We start from the raw sequence: 19,655 nt of genomic DNA, 5'->3' as shown, positions 1-19,655 counted from the left end.
CAGATTTTATTGGTTTTCATCCAGAAAGGCTTGCATGTGTTCCAGCACCTGCGCAGGCTTTTCACCATGCAGCCAATGACCTGCACCTTCAATGAGTTCAACATTGGCATGAGTAAATTGACGTTCAATCGCAGCGAATTGCTCTGGTTTGGAAATATAAAATGAGTTGCCGCCTCTTAAGAAAAGTGCTGGTATATCAACTGGTGTCAGATCTTCCCAATATAGAATATCTTGATAATGCTTATATAGCGCCTGCACATTAAACAGCCACTTGCCTTTATTAAAGGATTTCAGCAGGAACTGAATCACCATTTCTTCTTGTAAATATTCACGCATGATTTTTGTCGCATCCGATCGTGAATTCACGTTGGCACGTTCTACAGCTAATAAAGCTTCAAAAATTTTTGCATGATGATTTTCATGATATTGGATTGGGGTGATATCAAGAACCACAAGCTGCTCTACCCGATCTCGTGCAATATCAGCCAGCTTCATGGCAACCTTGCCACCCATAGAATGCCCCACCACAACAAATTTTGTGATTTTCAGACTATTCATGGTTTCAATTACATCCTTTGACATGAGATGGTAATCATGCTGATCCGTATGTCCTGATAAACCGTGATTGCGCAGATCTAACTGAATGACTGTACGTTGACTTGCAAAATGTCGCGCCAGCATTCCTAAATTACTCAAGCTGCCGAATAAACCATGAATGAAGACCATTGGTACAAGTGTTGAGTCATCATGAGTGGCAATTTGGTAGTTGAGGATCATTTGAGAGTTCCGTGATTTCATAGTTTAGTTGTTGATATTGGAATTTTATTGAAAATTAATCAATTGCTAATTCTTAAAATTATAAATTTTGCTTAGGCTATTTATTAGATATAAAGTTTTGCTTAGGCTATTTGTCAAATGTATTTTTAAAGTGTGCTGAAGGTGCTGTTTAAATCCTCAAGCTTTGGATAAATCATCAGGAAATAAGCTTAATAAATTAAGCTGAATGAGTACGAGCTATAAATGGATATGATTGATGGCTAATTTTGGAAATATAGTCTTAATTTTTCAGTAAGACATCAATGGATTTAAAACTATCTCTTCCCTTTTATGATTATATTTACCAGATAAAATTGCTTAGGCTATTTTTTAATAATAAAGAGTGAGAAAGATAAGGTGATCTCTTCCATCGATTTTTAATGTTTAATAATTTTAACTAATAATTCATTGTTATTGGTATTTCCCCGGGAAAATTCGCATTAATCTTATTTTTATGTAGTTTTAATAAATTAAATATCAGAAAATTAACCTAAATCAAAGGCTTTGCTTTATCTTCTTCAACAGGCTGTTCTGCCCTGCTCTTACAAAAAACACCTGTAGTCATGCCAGAGCTATTCATGCTCTGGTTTTGACGATCCAGATAATTTTTCGCCACCATCGCCATCATGGAAGCCATATTCAACTGACTATTTTCCTGAGAAGCTTTCAAAATATTCTGATAAGCCTGAATGCGATCACATAATACCTGACGTTCAGTGCTGATGTTTGGTCTGTCTAACGCTGTATGCGGTTCATCCAGAATGGCTTTGCTTTCATTGACCACACGCGTTTGCTCAGCAATATACTGATCAAATTGCTCCTGGGTCATCGTCTCGGCTACGGCGTAATTCGTGATGAGTACACCGTTGAATCCCAGCAAGATAGCAAAAGCTAAGCGGTTCATTCCTGACCTTCTTTCCATACATCTTCATAATCATCAGCATCAATCATGAAACGAAAGCCTTGATCCAGCGCCAGATAAGGAAGAACTTCTGGGGCAATATCCTGTAATTCACGTACAGTCATAATTTCAAAGTCAGCATCGGTGGATACTTGTTCACCACCATAGATATACCAGCTCACTTTTGTTGCTGTATCTACTGCCTTGCGAATACCAACAATGGGGTCCTGATTCAGGGTATGGACTGCTACTGCAATGACGTTATCCCCACTCACCTCTACATAGGCAGAACCGACTTCTTCGCACAACAATTTCTGTTCAGCAATAAGCTCTTGAAGCGGTGAAAGTTTCTGGGTGTTCTTTGACATGGCGCCATTTCTCTTAGATTTAATGCGCCCTAAGTGTAGCTTAGTTTTTATGATTCTGAATATGCTTTTATCGCCTATTGCATGGCATCTGCCTATAAGAATTTAGACAGATGCCGGTTTTTTCAAATTATTGGAATACTTTGAAACGGTCTTGATCCGGCATAAAGTCTTTGGCACGTGCTTCACCTTCAACTGAACCAAACACCAGCTGTGCTCTCAGTTTCCAGTTTGCTGGAACGTCCCATTCTGCATGAACTTTTTCATCTACGATCGGGTTGTAATGCTGTAGAGATGCACCCAAGCCTTCAGTATGCAGTGCTGTCCAGGTCGCAAATTGCGCGATCGCAGTAGAATGTTCTGCCCAGATCGGGAAGTTATCTGCATAAGATGGAAACTGATCTTGTAGGCCTTTCACGACATCTAGGTCTTCAAAAAATAAAACCGTACCTAAGCCTGCCGCAAAGGTTCCCATTTTCGCTGCGGTTTTTGCAGCACTTTCTTCATCTTTGGCATAACTTTTTAATTTTTCTGCGACAAAGCCCCAGAATTTCTCATGTTCACCATTAAACAGAATCACGGCACGGGAAGATTGTGAGTTAAATGATGAGGGACTTTGTTTAATAGCGTTTTGAATCAAATCAGTTAAAAATTCAGGAGATTGTGTGACATTCTTGCCAATCGCGTAGATCGTACGGCGTTTTGTAATTAAATCTAAAAACTGATTCGACATTATTGAAAATCCTTTGATATATCTTCGGAAAAACTGGAACCTTCACTTATTTTTATGAAGGAAATCTAATAAATAAGAATTCTATGATTCATTTACTCATTAGTACTTATAGCTTAAGAAAATATGCTTAGAATAGCTATATTATTAAAGTAATATCCTTATATATTCTCATGATAAATAATGGCTTATTAATTTATTTTTTATCAAAAGATAAAATAAATGCCCTTTTATGAACCAATTTCTGTTTTAAAATAAGTCATCATGTTCAATGATGCAGCAGAATTTTTTTGAATGAAAAATAGAAAGAGTTGCTTAGGCTATTTGTGAGAATTGAACTCATCAAATAGTTTTTTGGAACCTATTAAAATTCATCCCCCAAATATGGAGGATGATATTAAATTAATCAGTTTAAATTTACTTAGAATTTGGCATTAAGGACTTGAGCAGAGACTTTATTTTTCCAAAGTTCACGTAATACTGGCAGATAAAACTTCTCACCCAGATCAACCAGCTCAGCATCAATCAGCGCATGGATATCATGCATAAATAGATAATCCAGCTCTACAGTCGTGAGCTTCATATGCTTTTTTTGATATTCCTTACGCTTCTGCTGTGCTTGTTTAACAAGCTGATCTGCAAAGGTTTTATCTTTGAACTGAGTAATCGCATTTAAACGCAGTTCAATAATCCCCCAACCAGCTAAAAACATCTGGAAAATTTCAAAATCATTGGTCGTTGATTCCCATGACATTTCATCCAGATTTTCATTATCGGGAAGTACAGGTAAAAGAAGTTCCATAATACTTGGAAAAATCTTTTTAAAATTCAGAATAAATTTAACAGGATGCTCACCTGGATAATCCTTGAATTGCACCTTTCTTTGAACATCTGTTAAATAAATATCAAGCATAAAACAATCATCAGTGGTTAATCTCATCTAGTGCTATTGTACGCAACTCTGCCTGAGATAAAAACCACTGCTGACTATTCCATGATAAAACAGGCTTAAAGATTGAAAATAAAAGCGTTACAAGCTTTATTTCGCATTCGCTGAAACCATTTTCTCAGGACGGACGACTTCATCAAACTGTTCAGCTGTGACTAAATCAAGTTCTACCGCAACTTGTTTTAGAGTTTTACCTTCTTTATAAGCAGTCTTGGCAACTTTGGCTGCATTCTCATAACCAATCACCGGGTTCAATGCAGTAACCAGCATTAATGAATCATGCAAGAAATGCTCAATCTTGTCACGGTTCGGCTCAATACCAACGGCGCAGTGATCATTGAAACTATTACAGGCATCACCGAGCAGCTGAATGGATTGCAACAAGTTATACGCGATTACAGGCATAAATACATTCAGCTCAAAATTACCCGATGCACCTGCCACATTAATGGTGGTGTCATTTCCAAGCACTTGCGCCACAACCATGGTCATCGCTTCGCTTTGAGTCGGATTGACCTTACCCGGCATGATGCTTGAGCCGGGTTCATTTTCAGGAATACGGAGTTCCCCAAAGCCGCAACGTGGCCCGCTGGCCAACCAGCGAATGTCATTAGCGATTTTATTCAGACTCGCCGCTAAAGTTTTTAATGCACCGGAAGCAAAGACTGCCGCATCACGACCTGCCAAAGCTTCAAATTTGTTTGGTGCAGTAACGAATGGCAGTCCAGTCAGTTTTGCCAGAGTTTGTGCTGCTTTTACTGCATAGTCAGGATGGGCATTCAAGCCTGTACCTACTGCTGTCCCCCCTAAAGGCAATTCATATAAACCATGCAGTGCCTGTTCCAGACGCAATAAACCGTGATCTAGCTGAGACACATAACCACTAAATTCCTGACCCAGTGTCAACGGCGTAGCATCCTGTAAGTGAGTACGGCCAATTTTGACGATGTCTGAGAATTCCTGAGATTTGGCATGCAAGGTATCACGCAATTTTTTTACTGCTGGAATCAGTAATTCATTAATTTGCAGACTTGCAGCAACATGAATTGCTGTTGGGAAAGAGTCATTCGTTGATTGAGCACGATTAACATGATCATTCGGATGAACCGGTTTTTGAGAACCTAAAGGATTTCCCAGATTCTGGTTAGCGATATTGGCAATCACTTCATTACAGTTCATATTGCTCTGCGTACCAGAACCTGTCTGCCACACCACTAACGGAAATTGACTATCCCATTGCCCTGCAATCACTTCTTCTGCTGCTGAAACAATATAACCTGAAAGTTCATGCGGAATCTGATTTAATTCGGCATTCATCAAGGCTGCCGCCTTTTTAACCAGACCCATGGCACGAATCATAGGCCGTGGCAGACGTTCATTACCAATTTTAAAGTTCTGCAAACTACGCTGAGTTTGTGCTCCCCACAGTGCTTCACTGGGTACAGCAACTTCGCCCATGGTGTCATGTTCAATACGTGTTTGCATATTTAACCTCTTTATAAAGTTTTAGTATTTCCTTGTTCCATCTTAGGCAAAATAGAACAGCATGTAAATGATAATTATTATCAATAATTGGGATAGCGTTAATCGGTATTATTGCCCACGTAACGTGTTCTGATAAAAACGCCACTCGTCTTCAAGCATTTGCCGAATCGAACGCTGAGGCTGCCAGTTTAAAGTGTTCCTGGCCTTTTCCGCCTTAGAACCAACCTGATCTAGTTCCGGATTAGTGTAATATAGCGCCTCTTCCGTCTTGATATTGATTTGCGTCACTTCACCAATTTCATCGAGCAATTTCTGAATCGAAATCAATTCGCCCGCTATATCAAAGGCTTCACAGGCAAAACTTTGTGTACTGAGCCATTGCAGACTCTTAATGACTGCATCACAACAATCTAATACATGCAAAAAACTGCGTTCTACAGTTTTATCTTCAGTATTGGCCTGTTTTCGCAGTTCAATACTTTCCCGCTGTAAGGCCCCAACCTGCATGGCCAAAGGCACGATATTTTTTGGTAGCGGCGGTACCACTTCACCCAGTACCCCATGTTCAAAGGCACCCGAAATATTGCATAGTCTGAGGATCGCAATTTTCCATTCATTATCAGTACGTGCAGTATCACGGATAATTTCTTCTACCATCTGTTGAGACTTGATATAAGGGTTTGGATAACTGAAATTAAATGGTGTTTCTTCAGTCAGATCAGGACTGGATTGCCCATAAACAGCAAGGCTGGACAAATGCACAAGATTACGAACACCCGTCCGTTGCATGGCACGTAAGAGACTCATAATACAACTGACATTATCATTGTAATATTCCAGCGGTTTTAGTACCGATTCTTCTAATGATTTAAAGCTTGCAGTATGTACCACGGCGTCAATGGAATTCTGTTCAAAGACTTTGTTTAAAGCAGGCGTATTGCGGATATCAATTTTAACAAAAGGCACATACATGCCGGAAATGAATTCAAGACGCTCTAGCGTCTGCAGACTAGCATTGGCCAGATTATCGACCACAATGACCTGTTGCCCTTGTGCGAGCAGACTTAAAGCAATATGAGAGCCTATAAAGCCTAAACCACCGGTCACTAAAATCATTGTATACTACCTTTTTATTATGTAGCCCAGATCAACTGCTTAGTTGATCAAGCCTGTAGTGAATTTCATGAGCACCTTAATTCTTATTACCTCCGCCCCGACGTCGATACATGCCTGGCATGCCTTGGGACTTGCCAAAGCATTAAAGCAAAAACAGGAAGACTTTCGGGTTTTCTTTTACCAGGACGGTGTGTCTGTTGCTAATGCTCTGCAATGGGTACCGGATGACCAGCGTCACCTGACCCGTGAGTGGCAGTCCTTGCAACTACGTCTGCCCGTATGTGTAAGTGCGGCGTTAGCGCGTGGTATCACAGATCAGGAGAATGCTCAACGTCACAATATTCAACAGCATAATCTTGCAGATCAGTTTGAATTGGTCGGATTGGGCGAACTCGCTGATGCTGTTCAGTCTGCACATCGTCTGCTTCAATTCTAATCGGTCTATTTTTTGGGATATGTTGCTTTTAAAAGGTATATTGTGTGAAATCTGTACTCGTTATATTAACTCAATCGAATCTGAATTCCTTGCAGGTTCATGAAAGTCTTTCTGCGACCATGGTACTTGCGACCTTTGGTTCAGACGTGAAAGTCTTATTACAAGGTGCAGCTTTAAGCCTATTACGTTCAGATCTGCAATTTGAACAGCTTAAACATGCGTTCAAAATTGCTTCCAACATGGTCGACAGTTTTGAATTTTATGATCTGACCCCAATTCTGGTGGAAAGTAAAAATCAAAACTCGCCTTTTATACAAAATACAGAGCAAGAAATTGAATTTGTCGAATTAAACCCAGCCTTTATGCAAGGCTTTAACCATGTATTGTACTGGTAAGGTTGCTCACCATGTCTGATAAAACTCTTTATATGATTCAAGCCAGCCATGCGGCTACAGCACAGATTATCGAACAACTGTCCCAACTCTATAGCGAAAATGATCAGGTAATTCTGATGGGCGATGCAGCCTTGTCAGTTGAGCATCCATTTATTCAGCAGCTGAAAGAGATTTATATTCTGGAAAATGAGGCTGAGTTATTGCCTCAACCAGAAGTAAAAAATTTGAAAATTATTAATTATACCGAATTTGCAGAACTATGCTTGGGCTTTAGTCGCTGTATTTCTATGAAGTAACACATACGGATCTATCATGAATTTAGAGTTAGACCAAGATGGTCATTTAGTGGACTATACCATCTGGAATGAAGACGTCGCACAGGTGCTTGCCGAGAGCTTAGAGTTAAAACTGACCCCTTGGCATTTTGAAATCTTACAGGCTGTACGTCAGTTTTATCAACAGTTTGGTCATTCTCCAGCGACACGTCCTCTCATCAAATTCCTGATGAAAACTGTAGGGCCTGAAATCAACAATGCTGTACTTCAAGAAAAATTTAATACAGGCTTGGTGGCACGCCACCTTAGTCGTTTGGCAGGCATTCCTAAACCGGCGAATTGCCTTTAAGCAGATATATAATTACTACTCATGCAAGTTTAAAAACGATACAGTTTACTTAACTTGCATGAGATGATTTTTATATCCTGTAGCTAGAGTATAAAGTTTACAATCATGCAGACCTTCATCTCTCAGCTTAATTCTGAAGAACCACTTTAATACATCACACTGATATTGTTCGCCTCTAGATCATACCGTGCTTAAACTCATCTCATCAGAAATTATATGTGTTTCATAATAAGAATAACGCGTTTTCAATTTTGCCGATGCTCGTGTCAGTTCATGTTGGTACTCAGGCAAGAATGTCTGTAGCAAATTAATATTGGCGAGTGCCTCCTCCTGTTTAAGCGCCTTATTTTCCAATAATGTTTGTTGCCTGTTTAGAAATATTCTCAGCTGCAAATATTCAGGCTTATGTCCATCCTGCATTGCAAATAGCATACTGGCAAAATCTGAAACAAACTGAGCGCGCTGTTGGTTCAAAGGCTGAGATTGATTCCGCACCACTCCCTGACGCTGTACAGCCTGATTCAAACTTTCTGCCTGACGGTCTAGAAACGGCGTATGGGTATTCATCCCATAAAATGCTAAACTGCTGGTGCGGTTCAATCCCAATTCTTCCCGATGGATTTCATTATGGACCTGATAACCAATCAACCATAAGATTAAAAATAGAGCCACAGTACTAAGCAGGTAAACGCCTTTTTCATTCATATGCCACCTCCCGGTTAAAACCGTGCAGAAGTGATTCCCCAAGTGACAAAAATAGACAAACAGCGTTAAGCCAAATAACGATCTTCATGAGCAATGCTCCAATTTATTTTTCTTTTAATTTCTTATTGTTGTAAGCAACCCATGGTTGCTTTTGCATTAAAACAATATACAAATGCAAAAAAAATGTGTAGCGTTTTCCGACCAAAAGAAAACCCGAATTTTACTCTCCGGGTTTAATTAAAATACTAATTAATGTCTTTTTAATACATTAAATTATTCATCAACTATATCAATAAAAGGTGCATTTAAAACCTTGGCTAAATCTGCTGGGTTTAGACCAATGTCCAAACCACGCTTGCCACCACTGACATAAATTTTATTCAGCCTTTCTGCTGATACATCAATCACAGTTTTCAGGCGTTTCTTTTGTCCCACTGGGCTGATTCCACCCACCAGATATCCGGTTAATCGTTCTGCCTGTTTAGGATCTGCCATCTGCAATTTTTTACAACCGAATGTAGCAGCTACTTTTTTAAGATTAAGCTGATGATGAACAGGTAATACTGCCACAAAATATTGCTTTTCATCCGTGACTAATAGCGTTTTAAAAACCTCTTCAACAGCTAGGCCCAGTTTCTCTGCTGCTTCTAAACCAAAGCTTTTAGCATTGGCATCATGTTCATATTCGTGAATGCTATATTCGATTTTATTGGCTTTTAAAAGTTTGCAAGCTGGAGTCATGATATTTGACTATTTTGTTTTAGATAGCTGCATTATATAAAATTCACACCTTTCTCGAACATGTCTAGACTATTTATAAACCATATTATTCGATAAAGTTTCTACGAAAAGCCTTATTGCAAGAGGGTGAGTATCGTTGAGTTGACCTCCTACGACCATTCACCGACTTAGTAGACGACCTTTTGCCAATTTAAATGCTTTATCTTTTGGCTGAATATTCAGCATTGAATACAATTCTATGAACATTTCAGTCAATCTCACCATTTTGCGATACAGGAATTAAAAATAGGGCGAATCAGTAAGTTTAACTCACTACCTGATTCCACTGTTAAGCTCAGGAGTTGCCTCTTTTTCTATGCATACTCACAACTCTAAGGGACCTTAAAATAATAGCTAACTGATAGATTTTTTAATTTAAAATAAATTAAATTCAATAACTTATTTAATAAAATCTCATATAATTAGAATTATTATATAAAAACCATTCATGGGCACTTTTTAAACAGACTTTTTTGTCACTAAAATTTAAGATGAATAAGCTTTAAACCTTAAATACTGCAAACATCTAGTAGGATCTGATCAAAAATAGTTGACTTCTTTATTATCTGTCGGCAATGTTATATAAACATTATTAACTGTTTTAGCCAATTAGGCTTACAATGTAAGAATCCGACATAACTCCCATAAATGTCATTTTTTAACATTGCCAATTCCTTGCAAAGTTCTCATTATATAGCCCACTATTAGGCAGGCAATTTCTACACCAATTCAGACAAAATTTTTATAAAATGTAGAATTTCATGCCATAATGAAGGAAGTTTGCTGACATCTTGCAAACTTCTTTTGAAACTTTTGAATTGGAGCAAGCTGAATGAGTTCGACCATTTTGGTCATTCATGGACCGAATCTTAATTTGCTGGGAAAGCGTGAACCAGAAGTATATGGTCACTTGACTCTTGATGACATCAATCAGCAGCTCAGCGCTCAGGCTAAAAATGCCACTTTAGAATTAGACTCTTTCCAAAGCAACTGGGAAGGTGCCATTGTCGACCGAATTCATCAAGCACAACAAGACGGCGTGCAATACATCATTATTAATCCTGCAGCTTTAACGCATACCTCTGTTGCAGTGCGTGATGCACTTCTTGGCGTTGCCATTCCATTTATTGAAGTCCATTTGTCTAACGTTCATGCACGTGAGGCATTTCGACATCATTCATATCTGTCCGATAAGGCGATCGGCGTGATCTGTGGTCTGGGTGCAAAAGGCTATGCCGCTGCCCTCGATTACATCATTGAAAAAATTCAATCTTCTAAGCAATCTTAATTAGGAATACTGTCTCATGGATATCCGTAAAATCAAGAAACTCATCGACCTGATGATTGAGTCTGACTTACAGGCGATCGAAGTTAAGGAAGGAGATCAATCCATTGCCCTGACTCGTCGCAATCCAGTGGTTGCAGCAGCTGTTCCTGCAATGCCTGCACCTGCAGCTGATGTATCTGCTGCAAAATCTCCACGTGGTGCTGTGGAAAAATCTCCGATGGTTGGTGTGTTCTATGCAGCACCAAGTCCAGGCGAAGCACCATTTGTGAAAGTGGGTCAAACTGTCTCTGCGGGTGAAACACTTGGCATTATTGAAGCCATGAAAATCATGAACCCGATTGAAGCAACTCAAAGCGGTGTGATTGAAGAAATTCTGGTGAAAAATGGTGAAGTGATTCAGTTCGGTCAGCCACTTTTCCGTTACCGCGCTTAATCACCTCGGGGATTCATAATAATGTTGCAAAAAGTTTTAATTGCAAACCGTGGTGAAATTGCCCTGCGCATCACCCGAGCTTGCAAAACTTTAGGAATTAAAACTGTCGGTGTCTATTCAGATGCTGACAAGGACTTGATGCATCTACGTTTCTGCGATGAAGCAGTATGTATCGGTCCTGGCGCAAGCAGTGACAGTTACCTAAATATTCCAGCAATTATCACAGCAGCTGAGATTACTGGTGCGGATGCGATCCACCCAGGTTATGGTTTCCTGTCTGAAAATGCTGAATTTGCTGAAATTATTGAAAGTTCTGGCTTTATTTTTATTGGCCCACGTCCTGAACACATTCGCCTGATGGGTAATAAGGTTTCTGCCATTATTGCCATGAAAAAAGCCGGCGTACCAACAGTACCAGGCTGTGATCATGCAGTAACCATCCACAATGCCCTTGCTGAAGCCAAAGAAATCGGCTTCCCGCTGATCGTAAAAGCTGCTGCGGGTGGTGGCGGACGTGGTATGCGTATCGTTGAACGCGTGGATACCCTGCTTGAGTCTGTACAAGCGGCACAACGTGATGCAGAAATGTGGTTCGGCGATGATACGGTTTATATGGAACGCTTCCTGCAAAAGCCACGTCATGTTGAAGTACAGATCTTGGGCGATGGTAATGGCCATGCGATCCATTTGTATGACCGTGACTGTTCTTTACAGCGCCGTCACCAGAAAGTACTAGAAGAAGCTCCTGCACCAAATCTGCCTGAACAGGCACGTGCTGACATTCTGGAAGCTTGCGTGAATGCATGTAAGTTAATGCAATACCGCGGTGCGGGTACATTTGAATTCCTGTTTGAAGACGGCGAATTCTTCTTTATTGAAATGAATACCCGTGTTCAGGTAGAACATCCTGTCACTGAAATGGTAACTGGTGTTGACATCATTGAACAACAGCTTCGTGTCGCAGCCGGTCTGGGTCTGGATATTCAGCAAGAAGATGTCGTTGTTAAAGGTCATGCGATCGAATGCCGTATTAATGCGGAAGATCCATCTACCTTTATGCCGTCTCCGGGCATGATTGAGACATTTTACACCCCAGGTGGCGCAGGTATCCGTTTAGATTCGCATATCTACCCAGGTTATAGCATTCCACCATATTATGACTCAATGATTGCCAAGCTGATTGCACATGGTAAAGATCGTGAAACAGCCATTGCCCGTATGAAGCAGGCACTTGATGAAATGATTCTGACTGGCATCAAGACCAATATCCCGCTGCATAAAGATCTGATCCTTCAGGATGTGAACTTCTGTGAGCAGGCAATGGATATTCACTATCTCGAAAAACATCTGCTTAAACAACTTGAAGGTGCTGAAGAAAAGGCTTAATCCTCTTTCAGTATCCTTAAAAAAAACCGCTGATCATTCAGCGGTTTTTTATTGTCTGTAATACGACCCTAAGGAAGAATACGTCTTAAAGTTGCAAAACACTGCTCTGCCTTTTCAGTGGCACAGAAATTAATCGTATGTGGATTCTGCCATTTCACAAAATACTGTGAGACTTCACCGGACTGATCTTCTTGATTGCCAGAACAGTCTTTCTGGTTATTGTCATATTTCACCTGAAGAATTAAGGCCGGAACCTGAGCGGTGGTATCTTGCGGCAACTGATAGTCATAGATGCCTGATGACCATTCATCACCACTTTTAATAATCACATTGTTATCACTTTTAAAATTATAATATTCAACACACTTGCGGTTAGTCGGGATTTCCATTCCCCATAAGCCCATGATTTCAGGACGTGTTACGATACGGAAGGTATTGGCAACAGCTGAAGCTTGTGCTGCTGTTTGGGTATTTTTATTTATATCTGCAGCCATCGCCCAGGTGGTTAAGGTAAGCAGCATAAGGCTTAGACATGTTTTTTTCATATTAAAAATAGTATTCCTTGGATTGTCCCTAACTTAGCATATTTTTGACAGTGGGGAGTATGGCGAAAAATCATTTCATCTACTTAAATAAAAATATCAGCTAGATACATAATAGCCATTTCTTTTCCACATTATTTTGTTTATATTTTGTACTTATGCGATTTTAAGTATTGATTAAATTACAAACAATCAAAAACAAAAAGAAAGATCTCAAAGCTTATTTAACTAAAAAAACAGCATGTGATTTTTCATTGTAAATATACTAAGGTAGCTTCATTTTGCGATTTGCTGATTTTAAAGAAAAACAACTGGATCCGGATAGCTCTGCATATCTCATTATTGCGCTGTTAATTCTTATCTGTAGCTTTATTGGCATTGCAACGCGACCAACCGGCTATTTAGCATTTTTATGGCCAGCCAATGCAGCCCTACTCGCCTTCTTTTTACGCTTTCCACAGCTCAACAATAAAGGTGGCTGGCTAGGTGCGTTCAGTGCTTATATGTTTGCAGACCTGCTCACAGGTGACTTTTTTCTACAAAGCTTTTTTCTGACACTTTCAAATCTGTTAAGCACTATCGTTTCCCTATTCTGTATTCGCTATTTCAAAATTAATTATAAGTACTACAACAGCGGGTTTACCTTTATTCATCTATTCGGTATCTGTGCCTTCGCAGGATGTCTTGCCAGCGCAGCATTTGCAGTGATTACTCTGGTGAATATCCCCGGTTCCTTTATCACTCCGGAAAACATGAAAATTGACTTTTTCCTGTGGTGGACTGGGGAAATGGTTAACTATATTATCATCCTGCCCTTGGTACTGGCATTCCCTACGGCCAAGCAAATTCGTTATTTTGCGAAAAATCGCAGGAAAAAATCTTATTCTTTCAGTTATTTTTTTCCGATGATCACTGTCGCGGTCTGTGTGGTCTTAACTCATATTTTTGCCGGGCCTGGCGCATTAATCTATCCTCTGGCCGCCTTAATCTGGGCAGCACTCACTTATCGTATTTTTACAATCTCGATTATTAATACACTGGTTCTGATCACCACTTATAGCAGCCTGACACAGATCTATCTGGCTGATCAAACCCTGGCAGATTCTACGACTTTTGTGTCCTTACGCATCGGCCTGTTTATGCTGGCACTGGCACCACTGATTCTGTGCATTATCAGCCAAAACCGGAATGAGCTGTATAAACATGTGCTTTATCTCGCCAATTATGACAGTTTAACCCGTACCATGAACCGCCATTACTTCTTTAAAGAAGGTGAAAGTTTACTGAAACAGTCTAGAAAATTGTCGTTCTCTCTTATTATGCTGGATATTGATTACTTTAAACGCTTAAATGATCAATACGGCCATCATGTTGGTGATGCAGTTTTACAGCAATTCTCTGAATTGGTGCGTACCAATCTGCGTAGCTGCGATCTGTTTGCCCGGATTGGTGGTGAAGAGTTTGTCGTCTTAATGTGGGATATAGAGCACGATGAAGCGCATTGGGTGGCTGAACGTATCCGTGAGCTGGTACAGCAAACACCAATTTATCTGGAACATGGCAAATCGGTGCATATCACGGTAAGTTTGGGTATTACCCATCAGGAAGCACCACAACAGACCGAATTGCAGGATCTGATCAATATTGCAGATCAGGCGCTTTATCAGGCCAAGCATATGGGTCGTAATCAGGTCGTACTTGCATCTTAAAATTTTTAACTTTTATTTATTCAAACAGGGAATGTCATGAATTATCAGGAATATCTTAGCTATGATGGTCTGGGACTGGCCGAGCTGGTCGCAAAAAAAGAAATCCATGCTTCCGAGTTGCTGAATATTGCTTTAGAACGCAGTAATCAGGTCAATCCTGAATTAAATGCCATCGTTATCCCGATGCATGATTATGCCTTAAAACGTACTGAGACAAATTTATCAGGTCCTTTTGCAGGTGTGCCCTTCCTGGTTAAAGACCTGTTTCAAGAGTATGCCGGTTATCCGACTTCTTATGGCTGTACTGGCTTTAAACGTATTGGCTATATTCCGGATACCAATGCGGAAATTGTGAATCGCTGGGAAAAATCCGGCATTGTAACTTTTGGCCGTACCAATGCACCTGAATTTGGAATCAAAGGCATTACCGAGCCAGATGCCTGGGGTAGCTGTAAAAATCCCTGGAACTTAGCCCATAACAGTGGCGGTTCATCGGGTGGTTCTGCTTCTGCTGTTGCCGGGGGGATCGTGCCGATTGCGGGTGCGGGAGATGGCGGTGGTTCGATTCGAATTCCTGCTTCTTATTGCGGTCTGTTTGGTTTGAAACCAAGCCGGGGACGTACACCTTGGGGACCACAAATGAGTGAAGCCATGCATGGGGCAGCAATTCAGCACGTTCTGACCAAAACCGTTCGTGACAGCGCTGCGATGCTGGATGCTACGCATGGTGAAGATCATCATTCCATGTTCAAGATCGAACGGCCACATGCGCATTATCTAGATATTATTCAGCAACCACCGAAAAAACTGAAAATTGCATTCAATACCAAATCTCCTATTGGCACCAAAATCTCCAAAGATGCAGTTCAGGCCATCGAACAGACAGTGAAAATTTTGGAATCATTAGGTCATGAGGTAATTGAAGATCATCCAGCGATTGACGGGATGCAATTGGCTAAGGATTTTATTACCACCTGGTTCAGTCAGTTCTCTTATATGCTTGAGGAAATCCGTAGGCAATATCCGTCTAAATCAACTGATTTTGAGCTAGATTCTCTGGTGTTATGTGCTTTTGGTGCCAAGACCACGGCGATTGAATACATCCAGAATCTGAACAACTGGGGTGTCTATGTTTCCCAGATGAATCATTTCTTTGATTGCTATGATTTATACCTGACACCAGCAACGGCATCGGTGGCTCCACGCAATGGTGAAGTAAAAACACCCGCTTGGCAAAAACCGATTATGAAAGCATTACTGGGTATGGGAAGGGCACATCTATTGGCGCAGGGTAAACTGATTGATCAGATCGTCAAGGAAAACCTGAAATGGGTGCCATTTACCCAGTTATCCAATATCACTGGCCTACCCGCCATGTCAGTACCACTATACTGGAACGAGCAGAATCTACCATTAGGATCTCAATTTATCGCGCCGTTTGCTCGTGAAGATCTGTTATTACAACTGGCTGCGCAACTAGAAGAAGCGCAACCATGGTTCGATCGTTATAAAGATATTCAGATCTAATAATTCAAGAATCATTATTTCAGGTGGACTTTGTGGGTTCCACCTGATTGGGTAAACCAGATAAAAATAGTAAACCCATTAGCGTAGCCACAGCGGCATATATAAAGATAGTCGCACCGCCAAATTGATCCCAGTACTGACCAGCAAGAATACTGCCACTAGCGACGCCAATCCCCCACATGGTGCTATAGAGTGCTTGACCTCGCCCCTGCTGTCCTGCCGAGAAATTCTGGAAAATCACCCGCATCGCAATCATATGAAACAGGCCAAAACTAAAAGCATGAATACATTGTGCCATAAACTGCACTATAAATAACGAAGGCAGCAGACCTACAATCAGCCAACGCAATCCTGTTAGCAACAAACAGATTATTACCAGTGTTCGCCACGACCAGCGATTAAAAAATAAAGTCGCATAAGCAAACATGATGATTTCCGCAATCACACCAACCGACCATAGCAGTCCAATCTGACTGGTAGTATATCCATGCTGACTGAGAAAATTGCTATAGAAGCTATAAAATGGCGCATGGGAAAACAGCATAATCAGCTCAATGATGAAAAAACTGTAAACCACTGGCCGTTTCAAGATTGGCCATAACGGTTCAAGCTGTTTTTGTGCAAATGGCGCCGTCGAAGGTTCCTTAATGCTAAAGGACCAGATAAAAGCAAGAAATGAAATACACAGTAATAATACTGGCAGCATACTGACCGGGATAATTTCAAATATTGCTCCAACAGCAAAAACACCAACAATAAAACCCACCGATCCCCATTTACGCACTTTGCCATATAGCTCGGCACGTTTTTCTCCGAGCCAGAAAAGCGTCACACCTTCAAATTGCGCCAGAATCGCATTTTGGAAAAAGCTAAAAATTAGCATCAGCAATGCCACAGACTGAAAGCTGTTAGGAACGATAAAAATCATGAACCAGATACAGGCTTCCATCCAAGTAGCAATGCGCACCAGCAACATGCGTTTGCCAGATTTGTCAGCAATCCAGCCCCAAATGAGGGGTGCAAAAAAGCGAGTGACAATGGCAATTGAAGATAGAATCCCGATCTCTGAATAGCTGAAACCTTGATCTTCAAGATACAAACTCCAGAATGGCATGAATGCGCCTACAATGGCGTAATAACAGAAATAGAATCCGCCAAGTCGCGACTGGATGGGAAGATTGAGCATTAAAATAGGCTTACCTAATGATTTATAAACTTAAAAGATTTAAGAATGAATCACATTGTATTCGTTTGTCTTCATCTCGACTCAACAATCTATAAAGTTTATTTTTTGTAAATTTTACGAAATTACTTTTCCAAAATTTTATCCAATTTTTTGTTAATTAAATCATTGTCATACCTCGAATAATGTCAGAAGCTTCTAATTATCAATAAGAATATTCATCCTATTTCATTAACATTTGATCCTTGGTATATTTTTATGAGCTTTTGGTTCATTACAGCTTTATATTAACAAGTACCCAAAAATAACACTTCATAAAAAAACCTCCCAAAGGAGGTTTAATTACAAAGTATGGGCCAATACGTAGATCACTGTACTAATAATTATGATAGCCAATAAAGTTATCAATATTTCAAGTTTAGTCATTAAAGTGCACTCTGACTTCTTGTTGCTTATATTGTAGCTTATCTTAACATTCAATCCTAAATATAAAGGGTTACTAGAAATTTTAAAATATTTGCACTTTATTAATTCAGATTAAATCTCATGACTCAAGTTAATTGTCTTTTCTATTATTAAATCGACACACGGCTTTAAAAATTTGACTTTCATTATTCACCATGATCATTTTCATCAAAATCATTGAACCACGTACAAAGATTTATCATTATTAATAGATCTCTTGCGAAAGTTAATTTAAGAGCGTCCAGTTCACCATTCCAGCAATTAAATTCATTCTTAGACCAAATCGTTTCCGTCTATTTCTATAGCGTTCTGTTAATATCCGAAAATATTTAAGTTTGCCGTTGATATGTTCAATTGTGATCCTACGCCGACTGATTTCTTGGTTGATCTGTTTTGCTATTTTGGGTAATGATAAATTCTTAGGTTTCTTGATTGGAATGAGTAACTTACTCTTAATCTGATGAAATCCTTTATAGGCTAAATCTGCCATAATACAAGGATAAATGATCATCTCCTTAAAATACTTACGCGCAATCGTCAGATCATGTTTTCTGCCACTTTCGACCTGTATACTTACAATTTGCTTTAGTCTTGGGTTAAAAATGACCTGTGTTTTTAGCGTATGTTTCTTCTTTTTACCACTATAGAATTTTCTTTGTTTTTTTGGGATGCTCAATCTGTGACTCAGTGACATCAACGATCACATAATCCCCCTCACTAAACTTTTGATTCCTTTTAGGCAATGCGAAAATCCGTGATTGAATCAGAGCATTTTCAACTTTATGAATAGTACGATTCACATTGCTTTCAGCTAGGTTATAGTCAGCGGATAACTCAATTTGAGTTCTATAACAGCGTAAGTAATTTAAAGTTAACAACAATTGATCCTCTAAACACAACGAATGAGGTCTTCCAGATTTTTTCTTGGCAAGTTCAGCGTGTTGTAACACCGATACCATTTTTAAGAATAATGGACGAGGAACTCCAACGAGTCGTTTAAATTCCCCATCATTAAATCGAGTTAAATTTTCATATTTCATGGGGCTAGTATAAACAATTTTTTACTTTCGCAAGAGATCTAATTTCTATTGAATATTTAATAATATTTTTTTAGCTTCTAATAGACCAGCCCTGACTTCACCTTAAGAAACAGGGTAACTTTATATCCAAATGTATCTAGCCCTACTGTACTAAACCTATTTAATTTCTTTCAAGCAATCGCGACATAACTTAATTTCTTCGCTATCAGCCGTACATTCAAACTCAATGGTACTATGTAGGCCAAATAAGCAAAGCACGAACTGGAACATATCGATCTCCTTGCTTTAGTGTTCCCCTATTCAAGATATAAGGAGAATGATCCTTAGAATTTAAACATCTCATCTAACTATAGAAAATTAATAGAAAATTAATAAAAAATTAAACCGATCAATCTCTAATTACCATTTTATAGTCCTTAGCCAAATATTTTCTCTTTAAACTATTTAAAGATAACTTATGAATAGATTTATGTAAGTATAGGAAATATATATTAATAGTTCTTACCCGTTAGTTTTATGTTTCTTTAAGTACTTGTTAAACTAATTGAGGACTTCTCATAAATATATAAATTAATTAGAAAGCTACTAATTGCAAAATCAACAAATACTCAGCCTAGTCGTTTCTTCAGTTAAACAAGGCCAAGGATTAATTTAGCCAATATTTGCATTTGATTGTTATTTTTCCTTGGCTTTGTTGCACAAAGATTTGAAATGCAAAGCGCCCCTAATTGAGCCAAATTTAAGGCGTAACTTGGGTAAGTGGGCGACCTAATTCCGTAA

21 protein-coding genes are annotated in these 19,655 nt (G+C 39.5%); 9 read left to right on the top strand and 12 right to left on the bottom strand.

Going from position 1 to position 19,655, the window contains the following annotated elements; genetic code table 11:
* Positions 1 to 6: 6 nt before the first annotated feature.
* The 7 genes from F955_RS11395 to F955_RS11365 form a co-directional block, all read right to left on the bottom strand.
* Positions 7 to 777: an alpha/beta fold hydrolase gene (locus F955_RS11395; RefSeq protein ID WP_004894607.1), complete on the bottom strand. Its 771-nt coding sequence runs from the start codon at positions 775 to 777 to the stop codon at positions 7 to 9.
* 529 nt (positions 778 to 1,306) lie between these two features.
* Positions 1,307 to 1,720 carry a hypothetical protein gene (locus F955_RS11390; RefSeq protein ID WP_004894605.1) on the bottom strand — a complete coding sequence of 138 codons (414 nt, stop codon included), beginning with the start codon at positions 1,718 to 1,720 and terminating at the stop codon, positions 1,307 to 1,309.
* Positions 1,717 to 2,085, bottom strand: a complete 369-nt coding sequence (locus F955_RS11385) for an immunity protein Imm33 domain-containing protein (protein WP_004894602.1) — start codon at positions 2,083 to 2,085, stop codon at positions 1,717 to 1,719. Before F955_RS11385 ends, F955_RS11390 begins: the two co-directional genes overlap by 4 nt.
* A 127-nt stretch (positions 2,086 to 2,212) precedes the next feature.
* The gene (locus F955_RS11380; RefSeq protein WP_004809233.1) at positions 2,213 to 2,815 is read right to left on the bottom strand and encodes a nitroreductase family protein; all 603 of its coding nucleotides are present in this window, start codon (positions 2,813 to 2,815) and stop codon (positions 2,213 to 2,215) included.
* Between the two features lie 418 nt (positions 2,816 to 3,233).
* Positions 3,234 to 3,725, bottom strand: a complete 492-nt coding sequence (locus F955_RS11375; RefSeq protein ID WP_004894600.1) for a hypothetical protein — start codon at positions 3,723 to 3,725, stop codon at positions 3,234 to 3,236.
* A 126-nt stretch (positions 3,726 to 3,851) separates the two neighbouring features.
* A complete protein-coding gene (gene fumC / locus F955_RS11370) occupies positions 3,852 to 5,246 on the bottom strand; it encodes a class II fumarate hydratase (RefSeq protein WP_004894599.1) in 1,395 nt (464 codons plus the stop codon).
* 108 nt (positions 5,247 to 5,354) lie between these two features.
* The gene (locus F955_RS11365; RefSeq protein ID WP_004894596.1) at positions 5,355 to 6,362 is read right to left on the bottom strand and encodes an SDR family NAD(P)-dependent oxidoreductase; all 1,008 of its coding nucleotides are present in this window, start codon (positions 6,360 to 6,362) and stop codon (positions 5,355 to 5,357) included.
* Positions 6,363 to 6,429: 67 nt separating this feature from the next.
* On the opposite strand from F955_RS11365, the gene tusD reads away from it, so the two are divergent.
* From tusD to F955_RS11345, 4 genes are read left to right on the top strand one after another with little or no spacing between them, the layout of a single operon-like run.
* Complete coding sequence (gene tusD / locus F955_RS11360; RefSeq protein WP_004894594.1) at positions 6,430 to 6,798, top strand: sulfurtransferase complex subunit TusD; 369 nt, start codon at positions 6,430 to 6,432, stop codon at positions 6,796 to 6,798.
* A 44-nt stretch (positions 6,799 to 6,842) separates the two neighbouring features.
* Positions 6,843 to 7,193, top strand: coding sequence for a hypothetical protein (locus tag F955_RS11355; RefSeq protein WP_004894591.1), 351 nt, complete (start codon positions 6,843 to 6,845; stop codon positions 7,191 to 7,193).
* 11 nt (positions 7,194 to 7,204) lie between these two features.
* A complete protein-coding gene (locus F955_RS11350; protein ID WP_004894589.1) occupies positions 7,205 to 7,489 on the top strand; it encodes a hypothetical protein in 285 nt (94 codons plus the stop codon).
* A 16-nt stretch (positions 7,490 to 7,505) separates the two neighbouring features.
* Complete coding sequence (locus F955_RS11345) at positions 7,506 to 7,817, top strand: TusE/DsrC/DsvC family sulfur relay protein (protein ID WP_004894586.1); 312 nt, start codon at positions 7,506 to 7,508, stop codon at positions 7,815 to 7,817.
* A gap of 180 nt (positions 7,818 to 7,997) precedes the next feature.
* On the opposite strand, the gene F955_RS11340 is transcribed toward F955_RS11345, so the two are convergent.
* Positions 7,998 to 8,522 carry a hypothetical protein gene (locus F955_RS11340; RefSeq protein ID WP_004894583.1) on the bottom strand — a complete coding sequence of 175 codons (525 nt, stop codon included), beginning with the start codon at positions 8,520 to 8,522 and terminating at the stop codon, positions 7,998 to 8,000.
* 273 nt (positions 8,523 to 8,795) lie between these two features.
* Positions 8,796 to 9,263, bottom strand: coding sequence for a Cys-tRNA(Pro) deacylase (ybaK, locus tag F955_RS11335; protein WP_004894581.1), 468 nt, complete (start codon positions 9,261 to 9,263; stop codon positions 8,796 to 8,798).
* A gap of 871 nt (positions 9,264 to 10,134) precedes the next feature.
* Between ybaK and aroQ the strand changes: the two genes are divergently transcribed.
* Genes aroQ through accC form a run of 3 tightly spaced genes read left to right on the top strand, consistent with a single transcriptional unit; the run spans position 10,135 to position 12,409 of the window.
* Positions 10,135 to 10,590 carry a type II 3-dehydroquinate dehydratase gene (gene aroQ / locus F955_RS11330; protein WP_004809215.1) on the top strand — a complete coding sequence of 152 codons (456 nt, stop codon included), beginning with the start codon at positions 10,135 to 10,137 and terminating at the stop codon, positions 10,588 to 10,590.
* Between the two features lie 16 nt (positions 10,591 to 10,606).
* Entirely contained in the window at positions 10,607 to 11,023 is a 417-nt protein-coding gene (accB, locus tag F955_RS11325) for an acetyl-CoA carboxylase biotin carboxyl carrier protein (RefSeq protein ID WP_004894578.1), read from the top strand.
* Between the two features lie 21 nt (positions 11,024 to 11,044).
* Positions 11,045 to 12,409, top strand: a complete 1,365-nt coding sequence (gene accC, locus F955_RS11320) for an acetyl-CoA carboxylase biotin carboxylase subunit (RefSeq protein ID WP_004894576.1) — start codon at positions 11,045 to 11,047, stop codon at positions 12,407 to 12,409.
* Between the two features lie 68 nt (positions 12,410 to 12,477).
* On the opposite strand, the gene F955_RS11315 is transcribed toward accC, so the two are convergent.
* Positions 12,478 to 12,903 carry a hypothetical protein gene (locus F955_RS11315; RefSeq protein ID WP_171056660.1) on the bottom strand — a complete coding sequence of 142 codons (426 nt, stop codon included), beginning with the start codon at positions 12,901 to 12,903 and terminating at the stop codon, positions 12,478 to 12,480.
* 329 nt (positions 12,904 to 13,232) lie between these two features.
* On the opposite strand from F955_RS11315, the gene F955_RS11310 reads away from it, so the two are divergent.
* Together F955_RS11310 and F955_RS11305 are read left to right on the top strand one after the other, a co-directional pair.
* On the top strand, positions 13,233 to 14,660 hold the full coding sequence (locus F955_RS11310; RefSeq protein WP_004894573.1) for a sensor domain-containing diguanylate cyclase: 1,428 nt from the start codon (positions 13,233 to 13,235) through the stop codon (positions 14,658 to 14,660).
* A gap of 36 nt (positions 14,661 to 14,696) precedes the next feature.
* Positions 14,697 to 16,187: an amidase gene (locus F955_RS11305; protein ID WP_004894571.1), complete on the top strand. Its 1,491-nt coding sequence runs from the start codon at positions 14,697 to 14,699 to the stop codon at positions 16,185 to 16,187.
* A 19-nt stretch (positions 16,188 to 16,206) separates the two neighbouring features.
* Here F955_RS11305 and F955_RS11300 read toward each other — a convergent pair whose 3' ends face one another.
* Both F955_RS11300 and F955_RS16400 read right to left on the bottom strand, forming a co-directional pair.
* Complete coding sequence (locus F955_RS11300; RefSeq protein ID WP_026056809.1) at positions 16,207 to 17,373, bottom strand: MFS transporter; 1,167 nt, start codon at positions 17,371 to 17,373, stop codon at positions 16,207 to 16,209.
* A gap of 688 nt (positions 17,374 to 18,061) precedes the next feature.
* Positions 18,062 to 18,875 (bottom strand): IS5 family transposase gene (locus F955_RS16400; RefSeq protein ID WP_100222412.1). Its coding sequence is split into 2 segments (ribosomal slippage): positions 18,062 to 18,487 and positions 18,489 to 18,875, totalling 813 coding nucleotides; the frame shifts between segments, so codons are not numbered across the junction.
* Between the last annotated feature and the right edge of the window lie 780 nt (positions 18,876 to 19,655).

This window comes from Acinetobacter schindleri CIP 107287 (assembly GCF_000368625.1).
Taxonomy (GTDB): Bacteria; Pseudomonadota; Gammaproteobacteria; order Pseudomonadales; family Moraxellaceae; genus Acinetobacter; species Acinetobacter schindleri.
Note: the sequence above shows the minus strand (reverse complement) of the source record. Positions and strands in the feature narration are given on the sequence as shown.